This window comes from Leclercia sp. S52, assembly GCF_039727615.1.
GTDB lineage: Bacteria > Pseudomonadota > Gammaproteobacteria > Enterobacterales > Enterobacteriaceae > Enterobacter > Enterobacter adecarboxylatus_B.
The window spans coordinates 4,788,024-4,809,704 of record NZ_CP152474.1 but is presented as its reverse complement, the minus strand read 5'-3'; the positions used below and the strand labels follow the sequence as shown (position 1 = coordinate 4,809,704).

Here is a 21,681-nt window from a genome sequence, read left to right as displayed (position 1 = left end):
CAATGATTTTAAGGAACCCGACATGACCATACAGCAGTGGTTGTTTTCATTCAAAGGGCGTATTGGACGCCGTGATTTCTGGATCTGGATTGGCGTATGGATTGTCGCCATGCTGGGTCTGTTTATTTTTGCGAATAACGCGTGGCTAAGCACCCAGACGGCGGCATTCGCGCTGGTTTCGCTGCTGTGGCCGACTGCGGCGGTGTTGGTTAAACGTCTGCACGATCGCGGTCGTTCGGGGCTGTGGGCGCTGCTGGTGGTGCTGGCGTGGATGCTGCTGGCAGGCAACTGGTCGATGCTGCCTTCCATGCTGCCGTGGGCGGTTGGCAGGCTGATCCCCACCATTATTTTTGTGATGATTATTGTCGATCTGGGCGCCTTCGTGGGCACCCAGGGCGAGAATAAATACGGTAAAGATACGATCGACGTAAAGTACCGCTAATTACCAGTAATGTTCAGCGGTCATATGGCCCGGACGACGGCGTAAATGCTTGGTCATCTGCCGGGTCTCTTTCAGCAGCTGTTGAGTGTCGCGCACCATCTGCGGGTTGCCGCACAGCATCACATGGCTGGTCTCTGCCGTCATCGGCAGGCCAACGGCAGCTTCCAGTTCACCGCTTTCAATCAGGGCCGGCACGCGTCCGGTCAGTGAACCCGCCACCGTTTCACGACTGACTACCGTCTGAACTTTCACTTTCCCTTCGTAGCGTTTCTGCAGTTCAAGCATCTGCGGCAGATAGCTCAGGTCAGCGGCATAGCGCGCGGCATGTACCAGCACGATATTTTTAAAACGTTCCAGGTCTTTCCCGTACTCCAGAATCGACAGGTACGGTCCGATGGCGGTACCGGTCGCCAGCATCCACAGGGTGTCACAGTCCGGAACTTCCTCAAGCACGAAGAAGCCAGCGGCTTCGCTGACAATCTGGATCTCATCGCCAGGCTTGAGGGCCGCCAGGCGTGGGCTGAGTTTGCCATCGGGAACGGTGACGAGATAGAACTCGAGATCCGGGTTATCCGGCGCGTTGACATAGGAGTAGGCGCGCTGCACGCGTTCACCGTCGATTTCCAGCCCCAGCTTGGCAAATTGCCCGGCCGTGAAGGGATGGATGGGCGCATTGACGGTGAGACTAAATAGCGCATCGGTCCAGAACTCTACCTTTTTGACTTTACCTGTTACCCAGTCTGCCATGATGTTCTCCTGTACTGATCTCGTGGTCTATCTTCCTTACCTGAGAGGGAGATTTCCAGCCCGTGGGGGCCGGAAAGCTCAATTGATCAAACGGTTTTACAGAATGTGGGTCTGCACGTCCGGATCTTTGCGGTCGAGATAGTGAATCGACTGGATGCGGCGAATGGTGCGTGATTTACCGCGGATCAGCAGCGTTTCGGTGGTAGCCATATTGCCTTTGCGGGTGATGCCGTCCAGCAGATCGCCTTTGGTGATGCCGGTGGCAGAGAAGATGACGTTATCGTTGCGCGCCATATCATCCAGACGCAGCACGGTGTTGGCCTCAATACCCATCGCGGCGCAGCGGGCCAGCTCCTGCTCACCGATACGGCGGTTCTCTTCGCTGTCGCCTTTCACTTCGTGACGGGCCAGCAGACGACCCTGCATGTCGCCGTCGAGAGCGCGGATCACCGCGGCAGAAACCACCCCTTCCGGCGCACCGCCGATGCCGTACAGCACATCCACTTCACTGTCCGGCATGCAGGTGAGGATAGAGGCCGCCACGTCGCCATCGGGGATGGCAAAGACGCGCACGCCCAGCTGCTGCATATGGGCGATGGTGGTATCGTGACGCGGTTTTGCCAGGATGGTGACCGTCAGTTCGCTCAGCGGTTTATTGAGCGCGGCGGCGATGTTGCGCAGGTTGTCCGCCAGCGGCAGGTTGAGATCGATAACCCCTTTGGCGCCCGGCCCGACAATCAGCTTCTCCATATACATATCAGGCGCGTTGAGGAAAGTACCTTTGTCGCCCACGGCCAGTACGGCGAGGGCGTTAGCCTGACCCATTGCAGTCATGCGGGTGCCTTCAATCGGGTCGACGGCGATATCCACCGCATCGCCATTGCCGGTCCCGACTTTCTCACCGATAAACAGCATCGGCGCTTCGTCGATTTCGCCTTCGCCAATCACGATGGTGCCGTCGATGTTGACCTGGTTAAGCATAATGCGCATGGCATGGACGGCTGCACCGTCAGCGATATTTTTGTCGCCACGGCCAAGCCACTTGTAGCCCGCCAGAGCGGCGGCTTCGGTCACGCGGGAAAATTCGATAGCAAGTTCACGTTTCATTGGGTACTCGTGCGGTCAAAAGGAATTGCACGAAGTTTATCACAGAGTGGGGTGGGGTGCGGGCTGGAGACCCTCTCCCCACAGGGAGAGGGAATATGGAGTGGATTACGCCTCGTCGTGCTCTTCCCACGCCAGAGCGCGTTTCACCGCTTTCTTCCAGCCGCTGTAGCGGTAGTTGCGCTCGGTGGTTTCGATGCCCGGACGGAATTCGCGTTCGATGACCGCTTTCTCCTGCAGCTCGTCCAGGTTCTGCCAGAAACCAACCGCCAGACCGGCAAGGTAAGCCGCCCCCAGCGCCGTGACTTCACGCACTTCCGGACGCTCCACGCGGGTGCCCAGGATGTCGGACTGGAACTGCATCAGGAAGTTGTTAGCCACCGCGCCGCCGTCCACGCGCAGGGCGTGGAGACGAATGCCGGAGTCGGCCTGCATCGCTTCCAGCACGTCGCGGGTCTGATAGGCAATCGACTCCAGCGTGGCGCGGATGATGTGGTTAGAGTTAACCCCACGCGTCAGGCCGAAAATCGCCCCGCGAGCATAGGGGTCCCAGTACGGCGCACCCAGACCGGTAAAGGCCGGTACGACGTACACGCCGTTGGTATCTTTCACCTTGGTGGCGAAATACTCTGAGTCGAAGGCATCGCTGATAAGCTTCATCTCATCGCGCAGCCACTGGATAGAGGCCCCGGCCATAAATACCGCGCCTTCAAGAGCGTAGTTCACCTCGCCGCGCGGGCCGCAGGCGATGGTGGTCAGCAGGCCATGCTCTGATTTCACCGCCTTCTCGCCGGTATTCATCAGCATGAAGCAGCCGGTGCCGTAGGTGTTTTTCGCCATCCCTTCTTTGACGCACAGCTGGCCAAACAGCGCCGCCTGCTGGTCACCGGCGATCCCGGCGATCGGAATACGGGTGCCGCCTTTACCGCCGATGTTGGTCTGGCCGTACACTTCGGACGATTTACGCACCTGCGGCAGCATGGCGCGCGGGATGTCCAGCGCGTCCAGCATTTTGTCATCCCAGTCCAGTTCGTGGATGTTGAACAGCATGGTACGCGAGGCGTTGGTGTAATCGGTCACGTGGACGCGCCCCTGAGTCATCTTCCAGATAAGCCAGGTGTCCACGGTGCCGAACAGCAGTTCGCCGCGTTTAGCACGCTCGCGGGAGCCTTCGACGTGATCGAGGATCCACTTCACCTTGGTGCCGGAGAAGTACGGGTCCACCACCAGGCCGGTGGCGCTGCGCACGTACTCTTCCATACCGTCGCGCTTGAGCTTCTCGCAGATATCCGCGGTGCGGCGGCACTGCCAGACGATGGCGTTGTAGATAGGCTTACCGGTTTCGCGTTCCCAGACAATGGCCGTTTCACGCTGGTTGGTGATGCCAATCGCCGCAATCTCATCGGAACTGATATCGGCTTTCGCCAGCACTTCAACCAGCGTCGAGCTTTGCGACGCCCAGATCTCCATCGGGTCGTGTTCAACCCAGCCTGGACGAGGATAGATTTGCTCGAATTCGCGCTGTGACACGCTGACGATGTTCGCGTCATGATCCATAACGACAGCGCGGGAGCTGGTCGTGCCCTGGTCGAGCGCAACGATATATTTTTTGTCGGTCATAGTTGTGGTCCCGTAGTCAGATTACAGCGAAGCGTTTTGTTGTGTGGCAGAGGCGGCGTCCTTCTCCTCTGTGACACAGGTGTCGCACGGCAGGTGGCGGCCAATCAGCTTACGATAGCCGAATGCACCCAGCGCAGCACCTACAATGGGGCCGAACAGCGGCACCAGGAAGTAAGGAATATCTTTGCCGCCGGTGAAGGCAACGTCGCCCCAGCCAGCAATAAAGGCGAAGGCTTTCGGTCCGATGTCACGCGCCGGGTTCATGGCGAAGCCCGTCAGCGGTCCCATGGAAGCGCCGATCACCGCAATCAGCAGGCCAATCAGCAGCGGCGCCAGCGGGCCGCGTGGAATACCGTTACCATCATCGGTCAGCGCCAGGATAGTACCCATCAGGATGGCGGTAATCACCATCTCCACTGCGAAGGCCTGCACAAAGTTAATGTGCGGGTTTGGATAGGTGGAGAAGATACCCGCCAGCTCAAGGCTCTCGGTGCTGCCACGTACCATGTGATGCGTCTGCTCAAAGTCGATAAACAAATTGTAATAGAGCCCGTAAACTAACGCTGCTGCGCAAAAGGCACCGGCAAACTGCGCCACAATAAAGGGCACAACCTTGCGTTTATCAAAGCAGGCAAACAGCCACAGCGCGATGGTCACCGCAGGGTTAAGATGGGCACCTGAAACACCCGCCGTCAGGTAGATGGCCATCGCCACGCCCAGACCCCAGATCACGCTGATTTCCCACTGACCGAAGCTGGCACCCGCGACTTTCAGCGCCGCTACGCACCCTACACCAAAGAAAATCAACAACCCAGTACCCAGGAACTCTGCAATGCATTGGCCTTTCAAGGTTGATGTTTCACTCATAATCGGATCCTGACAGAAAATTAATGGTTATTGTCATCGCGCCGTTCGTCACGATGTCCTGTAGATACAGTGTTAATTTATCGTTAACGAGCAAAAACGAGAAATATCGAAATTAAAATGTGTGTGCCGCGTCAACAAAATGAGCGATAACGCGCCATGAAGTGTGCGTTAGCGTTTATACGACCGGGTGGGCTGAAGCATTCCATTAACTAAAGTGTTAACAATTTAGGGGTATATGATGCGAACGCACCAGGAGGAGACTGAAAAGTGTTGCAAACCGCAATCTGCGCGGTCTGCCGCTGGACAGGGAGGGCGGGGCTCCATACAATCGACACCAGGTGTTGTGCGCGTTTACGTCAAGCGTCGCCTTGCAAATTCAGGAGAGGTAGCATTATGTCGTTAGAAGTGTTTGAGAAACTGGAATCGAAAGTACAGCAGGCGATTGATACCATCACCCTGCTGCAGATGGAAATCGAAGAGCTGAAAGAAAAAAACAACGCGCTGTCGCAGGAAATTCAGACTGCCCAGCACGGTCGCGAAGAGCTGGAGCGTGAAAACCACCATCTGCGCGAACAGCAGAACGGCTGGCAGGATCGTCTGCATGCCCTGCTGGGACGCATGGAAGAGGTTTAATTCCCGTCATCTTTCACGTCGTAGCGGCATGGAAGGGAATTTGTAGGCCGGGTAAGGCGAAGCCGCCACCCGGCTTTTTTATTACTCGATATCCAGCGGATCTTCCGACAGGATAATGCCGGTATTATCGGCATACAGATGGTCGCCGGAGAAGAACGTCACCCCGCCGAAATTGACGCGCACGTCGCTTTCGCCAATGCCATCACCTGCGGCTCCTACCGGAATAGCGGCAATCGCCTGAATGCCGATGTCCAGCTCTTCGAGGTCATCCACCTGACGCACCGCGCCATACACCACAATGCCTTCCCACTCGTTTTGCGTGGCGAGACGGGCAAGTTCTGCATCGATTAGTGCGCGACGCACGGAGCCGCCGCCGTCGATCAGCAGAATGCGACCACGGCCGTTCTGTTCGAACAGATCGTACAGCAACCCGTTGTCCTCAAAACATTTCACCGTGATGATCTGTCCGCCAAACGACGACCGCCCCCCAAAGTTGGAAAACAGCGGTTCTACGACGTTAACATCTTCCTGGTAGATGTCACAAAGCTCAGAGGTATCGTATTTCATAGGCTTAAGGTTCAGTTGCTGCGAGTGATTTCAGTATATCGCGCGAATTGCATTGTTGGCAAAATCATCAATTGTTAATTGATATTTGTCAGCTAACTTAGCGTCTGGCTAAGCACAATTCCGACCACGAACAACAGGTTAGTGAGCAGCGCACCTTTTACCGTGCGTTCCAGCATTGGCGGCATCGCCGAGGCGTTCTGCTCACAGATGACGTAACGCGCCTGTTTGACCAGCAGCGGCGTGGCGAGCACAAACAGCCAGCCCCAGATACTGTGCAGGGAAAGCAGGTTAAACAGCGCCAGGCAGAGCAGGGCGCCCATCAGCAGGCAGGCATGGTAGCGGCGCGCATTCACCGGCCCCAGACGCACCGCCAGGGTATTTTTCCCGTTCAGCCGATCGCTGTCGATATCGCGCAGATTGTTAATATTGAGCACCGCCGTCGCCAGCATGCCGCAGGCGGTGGCCGGCAGGAACAGGGCAGGGATCAGGGTATGCGCCTGCAGATACCAGCTGCCCATCACGCTCAGCCAGCCGAAGAACACCAGCACCGAAATATCACCCAGCCCGATGTATCCGTAAGGTCGGGTGCCGACGGTATAGGTGATCGCCGCAACAATCGCCAGCAGACCGAGCACGAGGAAGCCAACCGCATCCGCCGGGGTTTTACAGGCCACCAGCACCAGCGCAATCCCGGAAAGACAAATCAGCACGACGGTGATAATCAGCGCCCGCTTCATCTGCGCCTGGGTGATCACCCCTTTCTGCATCCCGCGCAGTGGCCCGATACGGTCTGGCTTATCGCTGCCCTTCACGGCATCGCCATAGTCGTTCGCCAGATTAGAGAGGATTTGCAGGAGCCCGGCGGTGATCAGCGCCAGCGCAGCCACCAGGGGGGTCGAAATGTCCTTGCCACCAGGCAAGAGCCGTGCCCACCACAATGGCGGCGAAGGCGAGAGGAAGGGTTTTAGGACGCAGGCTTTCCAGCCAGGCACGCGTACGGCTGATTTTAGTCATAGGATGTTTAGCCAATAAAAATGGGGCTTTTCAGCCCCATCATCAGTGATGAAAATGCAATGACCGCGATTATAAGATAAAACGGCTCAGATCTTCATCTGCTACTAAAGCATCAAGATGCTTACTCACATAATCGGCATCGATGGTAATGCTTTGACCATTCAGGTCGCTCGCATCATAAGAGATGTCTTCCATCAGGCGTTCCAGTACGGTGTGCAGACGACGCGCACCGATGTTTTCGGTGGTTTCGTTAACCTGCCATGCCGCCTGGGCGATACGCTTGATACCGTCTTCGGTGAACTCAATGTTCACGCCTTCGGTCGCCATCAGCGCTTTGTACTGCACGGTGACAGAGGCGTTCGGCTCGGTCAGGATGCGCTCGAAGTCTTCGGTAGTCAGCGCCTGCAGCTCAACACGAATCGGCAGACGACCCTGCAGCTCGGGGATCAGATCCGACGGCTTAGCCACCTGGAATGCGCCAGAGGCGATAAACAGGATGTGGTCGGTTTTCACCATGCCGTGCTTGGTGGAGACGGTGCAGCCTTCAACCAGCGGCAGCAGGTCGCGCTGTACGCCCTCACGGGAGACATCCGGACCGTTGGACTCACCGCGCTTACAGATTTTATCGATCTCATCGATAAACACGATGCCGTGCTGTTCAACCGCGTCGATTGCGTCCTGCTTCAGCTCTTCCGGGTTCACCAGTTTGGCCGCTTCTTCTTCGATCAGCAGCTTCATCGCGTCTTTGATTTTCAGCTTACGCGGCTTCTGCTTTTGCCCGCCCAGGTTCTGGAACATGGACTGCAGCTGGCTGGTCATCTCTTCCATGCCTGGAGGGGACATGATCTCCACGCCCATAGGCGCGGCGGCGAGATCGATCTCAATCTCTTTGTCATCCAGCTGGCCTTCACGCAGTTTTTTGCGGAATGCCTGGCGTGCAGCAGACGGCTCAGCAGGTTGTTCTGCCTGGCCCCAGTTGTTTTTCGCCGGTGGGATCAGCACGTCCAGCACGCGCTCTTCCGCCATCTCTTCGGCGCGATAGCGGTTTTTCTCGATAGACTGGACGCGCACCATTTTGATCGCAGAATCGGTCAGATCGCGGATGATTGAGTCCACTTCTTTCCCGACATAGCCCACTTCGGTGAACTTGGTTGCTTCCACTTTGATAAATGGCGCGTTCGCCAGTTTGGCCAGACGACGGGCGATCTCGGTTTTACCGACACCGGTTGGGCCGATCATCAGAATGTTTTTTGGCGTCACTTCATGGCGCAGCACTTCATCCAGCTGCATACGACGCCAGCGGTTACGCAGGGCGATCGCCACGGAACGCTTGGCGTTATCCTGGCCAATAATGTGTTTGTTCAGTTCGCTGACAATTTCGCGTGGGGTCATTTCAGACATGAGAAATCCTTACGCCTTAGACGGCAATTCTTCGATGGTGTGGAAGTGGTTGGTATAGATGCAGATATCACCTGCAATATCCAACGCTTTCACAGCGATATCGCGCGCGCCCAGGTCGGAGTTCTCCAACAGCGCGCGGGCGGCGGCCTGGGCGTACGGGCCGCCGGAACCGATAGCAATCAGGTCGTTTTCTGGCTGCACCACGTCACCGTTACCGGTGATGATCAGTGAGGCATTTTCATCGGCTACCGCCAGCAGCGCTTCGAGCTTGCGCAGCATGCGGTCGGTACGCCAGTCTTTCGCCAGCTCAACGGCGGCTTTCACCAGATGGCCCTGATGCATTTCCAGTTTGCGTTCAAACAGTTCAAACAGCGTGAAGGCGTCAGCGGTACCGCCTGCAAAACCGGCGATCACTTTGTCGTTATACAGACGACGCACTTTTTTCACGTTGCCTTTCATGACGGTATTACCCAGCGTGGCCTGGCCATCACCGGCAATTACCACCTGGCCGTTACGGCGTACACTTACTATTGTTGTCACGAGCAGACCCCCTGGTTACAGAATCGGGAAACAGAAGCCCTGAGCCTGTGCTCAGGGCTGAATAGAATGATAGATGGGGGGGATTTTGGGGGTTTCAACCCCCGGAAGCGAGTCGAATGCAGTTTGTGTGACCTGCCATCTTCAGACGAGAGATGGTGCCATCGGCATTGTCTTTACCTTTCACCGGGCCAATCACCACGCGATTCCAGCCGTTGTTGGTGGTGATGCGTGAATCAAAGCCTTCGAAAGCCAGCTGCGCACGCACGGTTTCTGCCTGCTCTGCGCCTTTAAAGGAGCCGCACTGCACCATCCAGCGGCGCTCGTCTTTCTTCTCAGCCGTCTGCTTTGGCGCCTCGGTCTCTTTGGTGATCGGCGCGGCCTGCTGCGTTTTTGGTGCCTGGGCAGTAGTATGCGCCGGGGTCTGCAGCAGATCCTGATACGGCTGATTTTGTTTAGTCGGCTGCGCTTTAGGCTGCTGAACCGGTTGCGTCTGTGCCGTACGCGGTTGCTGATACGGCTGTTCCGCTACGCGCGTCTGCGCTTTCGGCTGCTGTACCGTCTGGCTCTGCGCCCACTGCTGTTGTTGCTGTTGCTGCTGAATCTGTTGCTGCGCCTGGCGTTGACGCTGCAGCGTTTGCTGGCGCTGCGCTGCCGTCTGCTCATTCCACGGCACTTCGTTGAGCTGGGTAGGCTGCTGGCGCATATCGGCCTGCATCTGAGCCAGCAGCTGACGCTGTTCGTTGGTTAACTGGGTAGGATCCACCACCTCGCCACCGGCAGAAGGTTCTGTCGGCGCACGGACGCCCGGCTGGCGGCTCTCAAGCTCTTTAATATAGCGCCAGCGCTCTTCCGGTTTCGGGGGGTAAGCCATTGCCGACAACTTTATTGCCCTGCAGCGCTTCTGCTTCTTCTTTTTTATGGTGCGTAATGAACCAGAGGCCGCCGATGAATGCCACCAGTACCGCCGCCGCAATCGCGACCATGGCAGGCGAGACCGCAGGCATGCTGCGTTGCGGTTTCCGTGAGCTACTCTTTTTGCGTCGCGAAGGTGCCGGCTGGCCGCGACGTACATAATCTCGTTGTGCCACTATCGTTTCGCTGTATTTTTTCGTTTGTCAGCCCGTCATGTTACTTAAGCGACGGGCCTTTGACCAGATGAGGAAGTCTGAAAGGCGGCGGCTTTACGTTAGCGCCTGGGTTGAACCGCGAACAATCAATTCACAGTCCAGTAAACGGGAGCCGCTGCTGACCGTCTGGCCGTTCAGTTGATCCAGCAATAACAGCATCGCTTCCCGGCCAATGTCATAGCGGGGCTGCGCCACGGTCGTGAGCGGCGGATCGCAAAACTCAGACAGGGAAATGTTATCGAAGCCAATGATGGAGAGATCTTTCGGCACGTTCAGGCCGCGGCGCTTGGCATACGAGAGCGCGCCCAGCGCCATCACGTCGCTGTGGCAGAACACCGCGGTCGGCGGCTGTGGCAGCGAGAGCAGTTTTTCCAGCGCCAGCCCGCCTGCGGCGTAGGTAAAATCGCCCCGGGCAATGTAGTGCGGATCCACCGTCGCCCCGGTGCGGCGCAGCGCCTGAACGTAACCCTGCAGGCGATAATGACACAGCGGCATCTCTTCCGGCCCGGCGATACAGCCGATGCGTTTATGGCCCAGCTCCTGCAGATAGTTCACGGCGTTGAAGGCAGCGGTGAGGTTATCGATGTGAACGGTAGGCAGTTCCAGCTCAGGAGCGAACTCGTTGGCCATCACCATCGGCGGCAGGTTGCGCTGCTCTTCAATGCTGGCATCGAAGGGCAGGCGTGAACCGAGCAGCAGCATGCCGTCGATCTGCTTGGTAATAATCAGATCGATGAAGGTTTTTTCCTGCTGATTCTGGTGGGCGCAGTCGCCAATCAGCACCAGGTAGCCCTGAGCCGCGGCGGTCACTTCGATGCCGCGGATGATTTCGCTGAAAAAGGGATCGCAGATGTCGGGCACAATGACCAGGATGGTGCGGGATTCGTTACGTTTGACGTTACGTCCCATCGCCTGAGGCAGATAACCGACCTCCAGCGCAGCCTGCTCAACACGATTACGTGTGGTCTGAGAGACTTTATCGGGATTCATTAAGGCTCGGGATACCGTTGCCGTTGAGACTTTTGCTTTCAGGGCAACATCTTTCATGGTCGCCGAGGCAACCTCTTTCCTGGACTTCAACCTCTTCTCCTCGCCGGCGTATCACCGCTTTTCTGACTGAGTCAGTTTTATCAGATTGCGAATGGAAGCGGTTACAGAATTTTCATAAAAAGTGTGAGGCATGTTGAATTTTTCGATCCGCCTCCCACCATTTTTTAGCTTTCGATGGGATCGACGTCCAGCACCCACTTCACTTTGCGCGCTTCCGGCAGCGTGTTAATCAACGCCAGGGTGCCGCTGACGATATGCTGCAGGCGGATCCGCGACGGGTGTTGCAGCAGGATTTGCCAGCGATAGCGCCCGCCGCGTTTGGGGGCAAGGGCCGGAACCGGGCCTAAAATCCACAGCTGGTTATCCACCAGCGGGCTGGCCTGCAGCAGGTTGCGCAGCTGCTGGAGGAACAGCGGTGCCTGCTGGTTGTTGTGATCCTCGGCGCGGATAATCACATGGCTGGTCCAGGGCGGTAATTGCAGGGTCTGGCGCTCGGCCAGCGCCTGCTCGGCAAAGGCGTCGTAGCCTTTATGCAGCAGGGTTTGCAGCAGCGGATGCTCGGGATGGTGGGTTTGCAGCACCACTTCGCCCTGCTTGCCGGCGCGTCCGGCGCGGCCTGCCACTTGGGTATAGAGCTGGGCAAAACGCTCTGCGGAGCGGAAATCCGCCGAGAAGAGCGCACCGTCAACGTCCAGCAGCGCCACCAGGGTCACGTCAGGGAAGTGATGCCCTTTTGCCAGCATCTGGGTGCCAATCAGGATCCGTGCGCCGCCGCGATGGACTTCCGCCAGCTGCTGCTCAAGCGCCCCCTTGCGGCTGGTGGTGTCGCGGTCGATACGCGAGATGGCCACGCCCGGGAAGAAGGGGGTTAACGCCTGTTCCAGCTGTTCGGTGCCCAGCCCGACCGGCACCATATGCGTCGAGCCGCAGGAGGGACACTGGCGCGGGATCGGGCGCTGGCTGTCGCAGTGGTGACAGCGCAGGTGATGCTGGGCCTGATGCAGGGTGTAGTAGTGATCGCAGCGCGGGCATTCGGCTATCCATCCGCAGTCATGGCACAGCAGCGCCGGGGCAAAGCCGCGACGGTTGAGAAACAGGATCACCTGGTTGTTGGCCTGCAGATGCTGACGCATGCGGGTAATTAACGCCGGGGCTAATCCCGCCTGCACCTGCTGGCCTTTCAGATCGAGAACATGCTGCACGGCCGGACGCGCATTCCCCGCCCGGCGCGTCAGGCGCAGCATATGGTATTTACGCTGACGCACGTTGTGCAGCGTCTCCAGCGCGGGGGTGGCGGAGCCAAGAATAATCGGGATCTGCTCGCTGTGGGCGCGGTATACCGCCAGGTCGCGGGCGTGGTAGCGCCAGCCCTCCTGCTGCTTATAGGAGCTGTCGTGCTCTTCGTCGATGACGATCACGCCCAGATTCTTAAACGGCGTGAACAGCGACGAGCGGGTGCCAATCACAATCGCCGCTTCGCCATTTCTGGCTTTCAGCCAGGCGCTGAGACGTTCGCTGTCGTTTAAACCGGAGTGCAGCACTTCGACCGGAGCGTTAAACCGCTCGCGAAAACGGGCGATGGTCTGCGGGGTCAGGCCGATTTCCGGCACCATCACCAGGGCCTGCTTGCCCTGCGCCAGCACGTTTTCCAGCACGCTCAGATAGACTTCGGTCTTACCGGAGCCGGTGACGCCCGCCAGTAGCCAGGCCGAGAAGCGATCCGAGGCGCTGTGGATCGCCCCGACGGCGGTGGCCTGTTCGGTATTGAGACGCAGGCGGTCGCCGGCCACGCTAAAGCCGTCGCGCCAGTCGATCAGCGCGGGGGCTTCACAGGCCAGCTCGCTCAGCCCCTTTTTACGTAACCCCTGCAGCGCCGCGTCGTTAAAATCGAGGCTCTCGACCTGATGACGCCAGATCCTGCCCTGGCGTAACGCCGCCAGCGCCTGCTGTTGTTTCGGGGAGCGTTTCAGGCTGTTGATGTCCACAGCCTGGCCCTGCTCGGTGGCAAACCAGTACCACATCGGCGCGTGGCTGGCGCTTTTGCCCTGGCGCAGCAGAATGGGCAGGGCGTGGAACAGCACGTCGCCGATGGGATGGTGATAATAGTCGGCAGCCCACAGCAGCAGGCGCCAGACGCTATTCGAGAACACCGGCTCGTCGTCCAGCACCTCCACCACGCTTTTCAGGTCACTGAGGGGTAGCTCGCTTTGCTCGCTTACGGAGACCACAATGCCCACCCGCTGCTGTTTGCCGAACGGCACCGTCACGCGACAGCCCGCTTTGGCCTGCATGCTGTCCGGCAGCAGGTAATCAAAGGTACGGGGAAGCGGAACGGGCAGGGCAACGTGAGCAACGGGCATCGAATCTTCCTGACTTGAAAAGTGGCGCGTTAGTATACACATTAGTGAAAGACGGCGTGCGGATCAGTTTGCATACCCTGGTTAAATTCTGTATGATTCGCCGCCTTTGGTGCACTTTGCATCAAAGAACTTACATTCAACATCGCGTGGTGTCTGGCGTTAGGGCTGGAAGAGCGACGCGGCCTTAACTGAGGTTCTCCCCATGAAAAAAGATATCCATCCTAAATACGAAATGATTACTGCAAACTGCTCTTGCGGTAACTCTATCCAGATCCGCTCTACCGTGGGCCACGATCTGAACCTGGACGTGTGCGGCCAGTGCCACCCGTTCTACACTGGTAAGCAGCGTGACGTTGCAACCGGTGGCCGTGTTGACCGCTTCAACAAGCGTTTCAGCATCCCGGGCTCTTCTAAGTAAGATGCATCCCGAAAAAAAAGCGCCGAAAGGCGCTTTTTTTATATCTGCAAATCAGTATTCCCACGTATCCGGGTCGATACCCAGCTCACGCATGATCACCTTCGCCTCTTCCGGAATTTCGTCACTACGCTCTTTGCGCAGGTCTTCATCGTTCGGCAACGGTTGACCGGTAAACGCGTGCAGGAACGCTTCGCACAGCAGTTCGCTGTTGGTAGCGTGACGCAGGTTATTCACCTGACGACGCGTGCGTTCATCGGTGAGGATCTTTAACACCTTCAGAGGAATGGAAACCGTAATTTTTTTTACTTGTTCACTCTTCTTACCGTGCTCAGCGTATGGGCTGATATATTCGCCGCTCCATTCAGCCATGAGATACCTTTAATCCTCTCTGTCATTAATATGAGGCCGACACCGCAGCGGTTCGCAGGGTTTCGCGCCATAATCTTGCGTAGTTTACCGTAGAGACGCCACCGTGACACGGATATTGCCTCTGGGTTATGCGCTAAAGCATGTAATTTTAACGGCTATTTGCGGATTGCTCAATCTATACGCAAAGAAGTTTAGATGTCCAGATGTATTGACGTCCATATAATCAATGTTTAATCTGGTGCCTGACTTTTCATCCATTAAGCCAGGAAGCCTTCACCATGACGCGTAAACAGGCCACCATCGCAGTGCGTAGCGGATTGAATGACGACGAACAGTACGGCTGCGTTGTCCCGCCGATTCATCTCTCCAGTACCTACAACTTCACCGGATTTAATGAACCACGCGCCCATGACTATTCGCGCCGTGGCAACCCGACGCGTGATGTCACCCAGCGTGCGCTGGCGGAACTGGAAGGCGGCGCAGGCGCGGTGATGACCAATACCGGCATGTCGGCTATCCACCTGGTGACCACCGTGTTCCTGAAACCTGGCGATCTGCTGGTGGCCCCGCACGACTGCTACGGCGGCAGCTACCGTCTGTTCGACAGCCTGGCGAAGCGCGGTTGCTATCGCGTGCTGTTCGTCGATCAGGGCGATGAGCAGGCGCTGAAACAGGCGCTGGCAGAGAAACCGAAGCTGGTTTTAATCGAGAGTCCAAGCAACCCGCTGCTGCGCGTGGTGGATATTGCGAAAATTTGTCAGCTTTCGAGGGATGCGGGAGCGATAAGTGTAGTGGATAATACCTTCCTCAGTCCGGCCTTGCAGAACCCGCTGGCACTGGGTGCGGATCTGGTATTGCATTCATGCACCAAATACCTGAACGGTCACTCGGACGTCGTGGCCGGGGTGGTGATTGCCAAAGATCCGGAGCTTGTCACCGAACTGGCATGGTGGGCGAATAATATCGGCGTCACCGGCAGTGCGTTTGACAGCTACCTGCTGCTGCGCGGGCTACGTACCTTGTCGCCGCGTATGGACGTGGCGCAGCGTAACGCCCAGGCGATTGTCGATTTCCTGAAGACCCAGCCGCTGGTGAAAAAGCTTTATCACCCGTCGCTGCCGGAAAATCAGGGACACGAGATTGCTGCGCGTCAACAAAAGGGTTTTGGCGCGATGTTAAGTTTTGAGCTGGATGGCGATGAGCAGACGCTGCGTCGCTTCCTGAGCGGGTTGTCACTGTTTACGCTGGCGGAATCGTTAGGGGGGAGTCGAAAGCTTAATCTCCCACGCCGCAACAATGACGCACGCAGGCATGGCGCCAGAAGCGCGTGCCGCCGCCGGGATCTCTGAGACGCTGCTGCGTATCTCAACCGGTATTGAAGATTGTGAAGATTTAATTGCCGATCTGGAAAATGGCTTCCGGGTCGCAGCCAAGGGGTAATCATGAGTGTGATAGCGCAGGCAGGGGCGAAGGGTCGCCAGCTGCACAAGTTTGGTGGTAGTAGTCTTGCTGATGTGAAATGTTACCTGCGGGTCGCGGGGATCATGGCAGAGTATTCGATGCCGGGGGACATGATGGTTGTCTCTGCGGCGGGCAGCACCACCAACCAGTTGATTAGCTGGCTTAAGTTAAGCCAGACCGATCGTCTCTCTGCGCATCAGGTTCAACAAGCGTTACGCCGTTACCAGAGTGAACTGATCGCCGGTTTATTGCCTGCCGACGTGGCCGATGGCCTGATTAGCACCTTTATCCAGGATCTGGAGCGGCTGGCCGGTTTACTCGACAGCGGCGTTACCGACACAGTCTATGCCGAAGTGGTGGGCCACGGCGAAGTGTGGTCTGCCCGTCTGATGGCGGCCGTCCTGCAACAGCAGGGCCTGGACGCCGCCTGGCTGGACGCGCGCGATTTCCTGCGTGCCGAGCGCGGCGCTCAGCCGCAGGTGGATGAAGGCCTCTCCTATCCGCTGCTCCAGCAGCTGCTGGTACAGCATCCAAATAAACGTATTGTCGTGACCGGCTTTATCAGCCGCAGCAACGCGGGTGAAACCGTGCTGCTGGGACGTAACGGTTCCGACTACTCTGCAACGCAGATCGGTGCCCTGGCGGGCGTATCCCGCGTCACCATCTGGAGCGACGTGGCCGGTGTCTATAGCGCTGACCCGCGCAAGGTGAAAGATGCCTGCCTGCTGCCGCTGCTGCGCCTCGACGAAGCCAGCGAGCTGGCCCGTCTGGCAGCCCCGGTGCTGCACGCGCGCACGCTTCAGCCGGTCTCCGGCAGCGATATCGACCTGCAGCTGCGCTGCAGCTACACGCCGGATCAGGGCTCGACCCGTATCGAGCGCGTGCTGGCCTCCGGCACGGGGGCGCGTATCGTCACCAGCCATGACGATATCTGCCTGATCGAATTCCTCGTTCCGGCCGGACATGATTTCAAACAGGCGCATAAAGAGATCGACCTGATCCTGAAGCGGGCCCACATCCGCCCGCTGGCCGTGGGGGTACACACTGACCGTCACCTGCTGCAGTTCTGCTACACCGCAGAAGTGGCCGACAGCGCGCTGAAAATCCTCGACGAAGCGGGTCTGCCGGGCGAGCTTCGTCTGCGTCAGGGCCTGGCGCTGATTGCGATGGTGGGGGCGGGCGTCACCCGTAACCCGCTGCACTGCCACCGCTTCTGGCAGCAGCTGAAGGGCCAGCCGGTAGAGTTTACCTGGCAGTCGGAAGAGGGCATCAGCCTGGTCGCGGTCATGCGTACCGGGCCCACCGAGAGCCTCATCCAGGGCCTGCACCAGTCGCTGTTCCGCGCTGAAAAACGTATCGGCCTGGTGCTGTTCGGGAAAGGTAACATCGGCTCCCGCTGGCTGGAGCTGTTTGCCCGCGAACAGACCACGCTTTCGGCGCGTACCGGTTTTGAATTTGTGCTGGCGGGCGTGGTGGACAGCCGCCGCAGCCTGCTCAGCTATGAAGGGCTGGACGCCAGCCGCGCGCTGGCCTTCTTTAACGACGAAGCCATTGAGCAGGATGAAGAGTCGCTGTTCCTGTGGATGCGCGCCCATCCGTACGATGACCTGGTGGTGCTGGATGTGACCGCCAGCGAGCAGCTCGCCGATCAGTATCTCGATTTCGCCAGCCACGGTTTCCACGTTATCAGCGCCAACAAACTGGCGGGCGCGAGTAACACCCGCAACTATCGCCAGATCCACGATGCCTTTGAAAAAACGGGCCGTCACTGGCTGTACAACGCCACCGTGGGTGCCGGTTTGCCGGTTAACCACACCGTGCGCGATCTGATCGAAAGCGGCGACAGCATTCTGGCTATCAGCGGTATCTTCTCTGGCACCCTGTCGTGGCTGTTCCTGCAGTTTGATGGCACCGTACCCTTCACCGACCTGGTGGATCAGGCGTGGCAGCAGGGGCTGACCGAGCCCGACCCACGCGTTGACCTCTCCGGTAAAGACGTAATGCGTAAGCTGGTGATTGTGGCGCGTGAAGCGGGCTACGACATCGAGCCGAACCAGGTGCGCGTGGAGTCCCTGGTGCCGACGGATTGTGAAGAGGGGTCTGTCGATCACTTCTTCGAGAACGGCGATGCGCTGAACGAGCAGATGCTGCAGCGCCTGGAGGCGGCCCGTGAAATGGGTCTGGTTCTGCGCTACGTGGCGCGTTTCGATGCCAATGGCAAAGCGCGCGTCGGGGTTGAAGCCGTACGCCCGGAACATCCGCTGGCAGCGCTGCTGCCGTGCGATAACGTCTTCGCCATCGAAAGCCGCTGGTACCGCGATAACCCGCTGGTGATCCGCGGTCCGGGCGCGGGCCGCGACGTCACCGCCGGAGCGATCCAGTCAGATATCAACCGTCTGGCGCAGCTGCTGTAATCCCTGTGTTTTCCCCCTCTCCCTGTGGGAGAGGGGATGATGTGCTCCCTCTCCCTTCAGGGAGAGGGCCGGGGTGAGGGTGAACAACCCGCTCGATCTCCTTTCATGAACTTTTTTCATCTTCCCTGAGCATTCCTCACCGTCAATGATGATATTTTCAGTTGACGCCAGTCCGCTTTTCCGTCATTTTTACATCTGGACGTCTAAACGTATAGAAGTTCGAACACAACAAAACAACGACACGCGATTGATGAGGTAAGGTATGAGCTTTTTTCACGCCAACCAGCGGGAAGCCCTGAATCAGAGCCTGGCTGAAGTAAACGGCCAGATTAACGTCTCTTTTGAATTTTTCCCGCCGCGCACCAGTGAAATGGAGCAGACCCTGTGGGCCTCTATCGATCGCCTGAGCAGCCTGAAGCCGAAATTTGTTTCGGTGACCTACGGTGCCAACTCCGGGGAGCGCGACCGCACGCACAGCATTATCAAAGGCATTAAGGATCGTACCGGTCTGGAAGCCGCGCCGCATCTGACCTGCATCGATGCCACCCGCGACGAACTGCGCACCATCGCCCAGGATTACTGGAACAACGGCATCCGCCATATCGTGGCCCTGCGTGGCGACCTGCCGCCGGGCAGCGGTAAGCCGGACATGTACGCGACCGATCTGGTGGCACTGCTGAAGGAGGTTGGCGACTTCGACATCTCCGTGGCGGCTTACCCGGAAGTGCACCCGGAAGCGAAAAGCGCCCAGGCGGATCTGCTCAATCTGAAGCGCAAAGTGGATGCCGGTGCCAACCGCGCCATCACCCAGTTCTTCTTTGATGTCGAAAGCTATCTGCGCTTCCGCGACCGCTGCGTCTCCGCCGGTATCGACGTCGAAATTATTCCGGGCATTCTGCCGGTCTCTAACTTCAGGCAGGCGAAGAAATTCGCCGACATGACCAACGTGCGTATCCCACAGTGGATGGCGAAGATGTACGAAGGCCTGGACGATGACGCCGAAACCCGCAAGCTGGTGGGGGCCAGTATCGCCATGGACATGGTGAAGATATTAAGCCGCGAAGGGGTGAAAGATTTCCATTTTTATACCCTCAACCGCGCCGAAATGAGCTACGCGATCTGCCATACGCTGGGGGTTCGCCCGGGTCTGTAACGGCAAAGCCCTCAGTAATGTGAGGGCTTTTATATTTCAGGCAGATATCAACGGTATTAACTATCAAATCTGTGGATGGTTTCAATTATCTCTTGTTCCCGGTGGTGTATATCCTAACGATAAAACCATAGAGGGAGCAGAGCGATGAGTACGTCCGACGAGAACCAGAATTCAGGTAAGTGCCCTTTCCATCAGGGCAGTTATGACAAGAGTGCAGGTGCCGGCACCAACAGCCGGGACTGGTGGCCCAAACAGCTTCGTATCGACCTTCTTAATCAACACTCCGAACGTTCCAACCCGCTAGGCAAAGACTTCAACTACCGCAAAGAATTCAGCAAATTAGATTACTCTGCCCTGAAAGGCGATCTGAAAGCCCTGCTGACCGACTCTCAGCCGTGGTGGCCTGCAGACTGGGGCAGCTATGCCGGTCTGTTCATCCGTATGGCGTGGCACGGTGCGGGGACCTACCGCTCCGTAGACGGACGCGGCGGCGCGGGCCGGGGTCAACAGCGTTTCTCTCCACTCAACTCCTGGCCGGATAACGTCAGCCTCGATAAGGCGCGTCGTCTGCTGTGGCCGATCAAGCAGAAATATGGCCAGAAAATCTCCTGGGCCGACCTGTTTATTCTTGCCGGTAACGTGGCGCTGGAGAACTCCGGTTTCCGTACCTTTGGCTTTGGTGCCGGGCGTGAAGACGTCTGGGAACCGGATCTGGACGTTAACTGGGGTGACGAGAAAGCCTGGCTTGAGCATCGCCATCCGGAAAGTCTGGCGAAAAGCGCCATTGGTGCCACCGAGATGGGGCTGATCTACGTGAACCCGGAAGGGCCAAACGCCAGCGGTGAACCGCTGTCTGCGGCGGCGGCGATCCGTGCCACCTTCGGCAACATGGGAATGAACGATGAAGAGACCGTCGCGCTGATCGCTGGCGGTCATACGCTGGGTAAAACCCACGGTGCCGGGGAAGCGACTCACGTCGGTATCGATCCGGAAGGCGGCCCGCTTGAAGCTCAGGGCCTGGGCTGGGCCAGCACCCACGGCAGCGGTTTTGGTGCCGATACCATTACCTCCGGTCTGGAGGTGATCTGGTCCCAGACGCCGACCCAGTGGAGCAACTACTTCTTCGAGAATCTGTATAAATACGACTGGGTGCAGACCCGTAGTCCGGCAGGTGCCATCCAGTTCGAAGCGTCGAATGCGCCGGAAATTATGCCCGACCCGTTTGACCCCTCGAAAAAACGTAAACCGACCATGCTGGTTACCGACCTGACGCTGCGTTTCGATCCGGAGTTCGACAAGATTTCCCGTCGCTTCCTCAACGATCCGCAGGCCTTTAACGAAGCCTTCGCCCGGGCGTGGTTCAAACTGACCCACCGTGACATGGGGCCAATTGCACGTTATATCGGGCCGGAAGTGCCGAAAGAAGAGCTGATTTGGCAGGATCCGCTGCCGCAGCCGTTCTTCCACCCGACCGCAGAAGATATTCAGAGCCTGAAAGCAGATATCGCCGCTTCCGGGCTGTCGGTCAGCGAGCTGGTATCGGTGGCATGGGCGTCGGCATCTACCTTCCGCGGCGGCGATAAGCGTGGCGGGGCCAACGGTGCCCGTCTGGCGCTCGCGCCGCAGCGCACCTGGGATGTTAACGCCGTGGCCGCACGCGTGCTGCCGGTGCTGGAAGACATCTATAAATCGGCGCATAAAGCGTCGCTGGCGGATATTATCGTGCTGGCCGGTGTGGTGGGCGTTGAGCAGGCGGCCAAAGCCGCTGGCGTGAACATCACCGTGCCGTTCACGCCGGGCCGGGTTGACGCGCGCCAGGATCAGACCGATATCGGGATGTTTACGCTGCTGCAGCCGGTTGCCGATGGCTTCCGTAACTACCGGGCGGCGATCGACGTGTCGACCACCGAATCGCTGCTGATCGATAAAGCGCAGCAGCTGACGCTGACCGCGCCAGAGATGACGGTGCTGCTGGGCGGGCTGCGCGTGCTGGGCGCTAACTTCGATGGCGGCAAGAGCGGTGTCTTTACCGACCGCGTGGGCGTACTCAGCACGGACTTCTTCGTCAATCTGCTGGATATGGGCACCCAATGGAAAGCCACCGACGAGTCCAGCGAGCTGTTTGAAGGCCGCGACCGCGTGAGCGGGGACGTGAAATACCTGGCGAGCCGTGCGGACCTGGTGTTTGGTTCCAACTCCGTACTGCGCGCCCTGGCGGAGGTTTACGCCAGCAGCGATGCCCACGAGAAGTTCGTGAAGGACTTTGTCGCGGCCTGGGTGAAAGTGATGAACCTCGACCGGTTTGATCTGCTGTAAACCAGAAAATCCCCGCTTCGGCGGGGATTTTTTTGCCCGGCGGCGGCTTCGCCTTACCCGGCCTACGGATTGTAGGCC

Annotated in this window: 16 protein-coding genes and 3 pseudogenes; 7 read left to right on the top strand and 12 right to left on the bottom strand. The window is 58.1% G+C overall.

Annotated elements, in window-relative coordinates; all coding sequences use genetic code 11:
• Positions 1 to 22 precede the first annotated feature (22 nt).
• Complete coding sequence (locus tag AAHB66_RS23105; RefSeq protein WP_347114711.1) at positions 23 to 442, top strand: DUF805 domain-containing protein; 420 nt, start codon at positions 23 to 25, stop codon at positions 440 to 442.
• Here AAHB66_RS23105 and fpr read toward each other — a convergent pair whose 3' ends face one another.
• From fpr to AAHB66_RS23085, 4 genes are all read right to left on the bottom strand, one after another.
• Complete coding sequence (gene fpr, locus AAHB66_RS23100; RefSeq protein WP_347114710.1) at positions 443 to 1,189, bottom strand: ferredoxin--NADP(+) reductase; 747 nt, start codon at positions 1,187 to 1,189, stop codon at positions 443 to 445. It abuts the gene before it with no gap.
• Positions 1,190 to 1,285: 96 nt separating this feature from the next.
• Complete coding sequence (gene glpX / locus AAHB66_RS23095) at positions 1,286 to 2,296, bottom strand: class II fructose-bisphosphatase (RefSeq protein ID WP_347114709.1); 1,011 nt, start codon at positions 2,294 to 2,296, stop codon at positions 1,286 to 1,288.
• A gap of 105 nt (positions 2,297 to 2,401) precedes the next feature.
• Positions 2,402 to 3,913 (bottom strand): glycerol kinase GlpK, encoded by a 1,512-nt coding sequence (gene glpK / locus AAHB66_RS23090; RefSeq protein WP_347114708.1) that lies wholly within the window; start codon positions 3,911 to 3,913, stop codon positions 2,402 to 2,404.
• A gap of 21 nt (positions 3,914 to 3,934) precedes the next feature.
• On the bottom strand, positions 3,935 to 4,780 hold the full coding sequence (locus AAHB66_RS23085; RefSeq protein ID WP_347114707.1) for an MIP/aquaporin family protein: 846 nt from the start codon (positions 4,778 to 4,780) through the stop codon (positions 3,935 to 3,937).
• A 393-nt stretch (positions 4,781 to 5,173) separates the two neighbouring features.
• On the opposite strand from AAHB66_RS23085, the gene zapB reads away from it, so the two are divergent.
• Positions 5,174 to 5,413, top strand: a complete 240-nt coding sequence (zapB, locus tag AAHB66_RS23080; protein ID WP_039032130.1) for a septal ring assembly protein ZapB — start codon at positions 5,174 to 5,176, stop codon at positions 5,411 to 5,413.
• An 81-nt stretch (positions 5,414 to 5,494) separates the two neighbouring features.
• Here zapB and rraA read toward each other — a convergent pair whose 3' ends face one another.
• From rraA to priA, 7 genes and pseudogenes are all read right to left on the bottom strand, one after another.
• The gene (gene rraA / locus AAHB66_RS23075) at positions 5,495 to 5,980 is read right to left on the bottom strand and encodes a ribonuclease E activity regulator RraA (protein WP_347114706.1); all 486 of its coding nucleotides are present in this window, start codon (positions 5,978 to 5,980) and stop codon (positions 5,495 to 5,497) included.
• Positions 5,981 to 6,072: 92 nt separating this feature from the next.
• Positions 6,073 to 6,994 (bottom strand): annotated as a pseudogene (gene menA / locus AAHB66_RS23070) (1,4-dihydroxy-2-naphthoate polyprenyltransferase).
• Between the two features lie 69 nt (positions 6,995 to 7,063).
• On the bottom strand, positions 7,064 to 8,395 hold the full coding sequence (hslU, locus tag AAHB66_RS23065; RefSeq protein WP_142487564.1) for an HslU--HslV peptidase ATPase subunit: 1,332 nt from the start codon (positions 8,393 to 8,395) through the stop codon (positions 7,064 to 7,066).
• Positions 8,396 to 8,404: 9 nt separating this feature from the next.
• Positions 8,405 to 8,935, bottom strand: coding sequence for an ATP-dependent protease subunit HslV (gene hslV / locus AAHB66_RS23060; RefSeq protein WP_032615282.1), 531 nt, complete (start codon positions 8,933 to 8,935; stop codon positions 8,405 to 8,407).
• A gap of 94 nt (positions 8,936 to 9,029) precedes the next feature.
• Positions 9,030 to 10,023 (bottom strand): annotated as a pseudogene (ftsN, locus tag AAHB66_RS23055) (cell division protein FtsN).
• Between the two features lie 93 nt (positions 10,024 to 10,116).
• Complete coding sequence (gene cytR, locus AAHB66_RS23050; protein WP_337018992.1) at positions 10,117 to 11,142, bottom strand: DNA-binding transcriptional regulator CytR; 1,026 nt, start codon at positions 11,140 to 11,142, stop codon at positions 10,117 to 10,119.
• A 134-nt stretch (positions 11,143 to 11,276) separates the two neighbouring features.
• Positions 11,277 to 13,472, bottom strand: coding sequence for a primosomal protein N' (gene priA / locus AAHB66_RS23045; protein ID WP_347114705.1), 2,196 nt, complete (start codon positions 13,470 to 13,472; stop codon positions 11,277 to 11,279).
• A gap of 202 nt (positions 13,473 to 13,674) precedes the next feature.
• On the opposite strand from priA, the gene rpmE reads away from it, so the two are divergent.
• Positions 13,675 to 13,890 (top strand): 50S ribosomal protein L31, encoded by a 216-nt coding sequence (rpmE, locus tag AAHB66_RS23040; RefSeq protein ID WP_039032122.1) that lies wholly within the window; start codon positions 13,675 to 13,677, stop codon positions 13,888 to 13,890.
• A gap of 51 nt (positions 13,891 to 13,941) precedes the next feature.
• Here the strand turns inward: rpmE and metJ are convergent, their stop codons facing one another.
• Entirely contained in the window at positions 13,942 to 14,259 is a 318-nt protein-coding gene (metJ, locus tag AAHB66_RS23035; RefSeq protein ID WP_007369220.1) for a met regulon transcriptional regulator MetJ, read from the bottom strand.
• Positions 14,260 to 14,537: 278 nt separating this feature from the next.
• On the opposite strand from metJ, the pseudogene metB reads away from it, so the two are divergent.
• From metB to katG, 4 genes and pseudogenes are all read left to right on the top strand, one after another.
• Positions 14,538 to 15,699: pseudogene (gene metB / locus AAHB66_RS23030) on the top strand (cystathionine gamma-synthase).
• Between the two features lie 2 nt (positions 15,700 to 15,701).
• Positions 15,702 to 18,134 carry a bifunctional aspartate kinase/homoserine dehydrogenase II gene (locus AAHB66_RS23025; protein WP_347114704.1) on the top strand — a complete coding sequence of 811 codons (2,433 nt, stop codon included), beginning with the start codon at positions 15,702 to 15,704 and terminating at the stop codon, positions 18,132 to 18,134.
• A gap of 262 nt (positions 18,135 to 18,396) precedes the next feature.
• Entirely contained in the window at positions 18,397 to 19,287 is an 891-nt protein-coding gene (gene metF, locus AAHB66_RS23020; RefSeq protein WP_347114703.1) for a methylenetetrahydrofolate reductase, read from the top strand.
• 144 nt (positions 19,288 to 19,431) lie between these two features.
• The gene (gene katG / locus AAHB66_RS23015; protein ID WP_347114702.1) at positions 19,432 to 21,603 is read left to right on the top strand and encodes a catalase/peroxidase HPI; all 2,172 of its coding nucleotides are present in this window, start codon (positions 19,432 to 19,434) and stop codon (positions 21,601 to 21,603) included.
• The last annotated feature ends 78 nt before the right edge of the window (positions 21,604 to 21,681 follow it).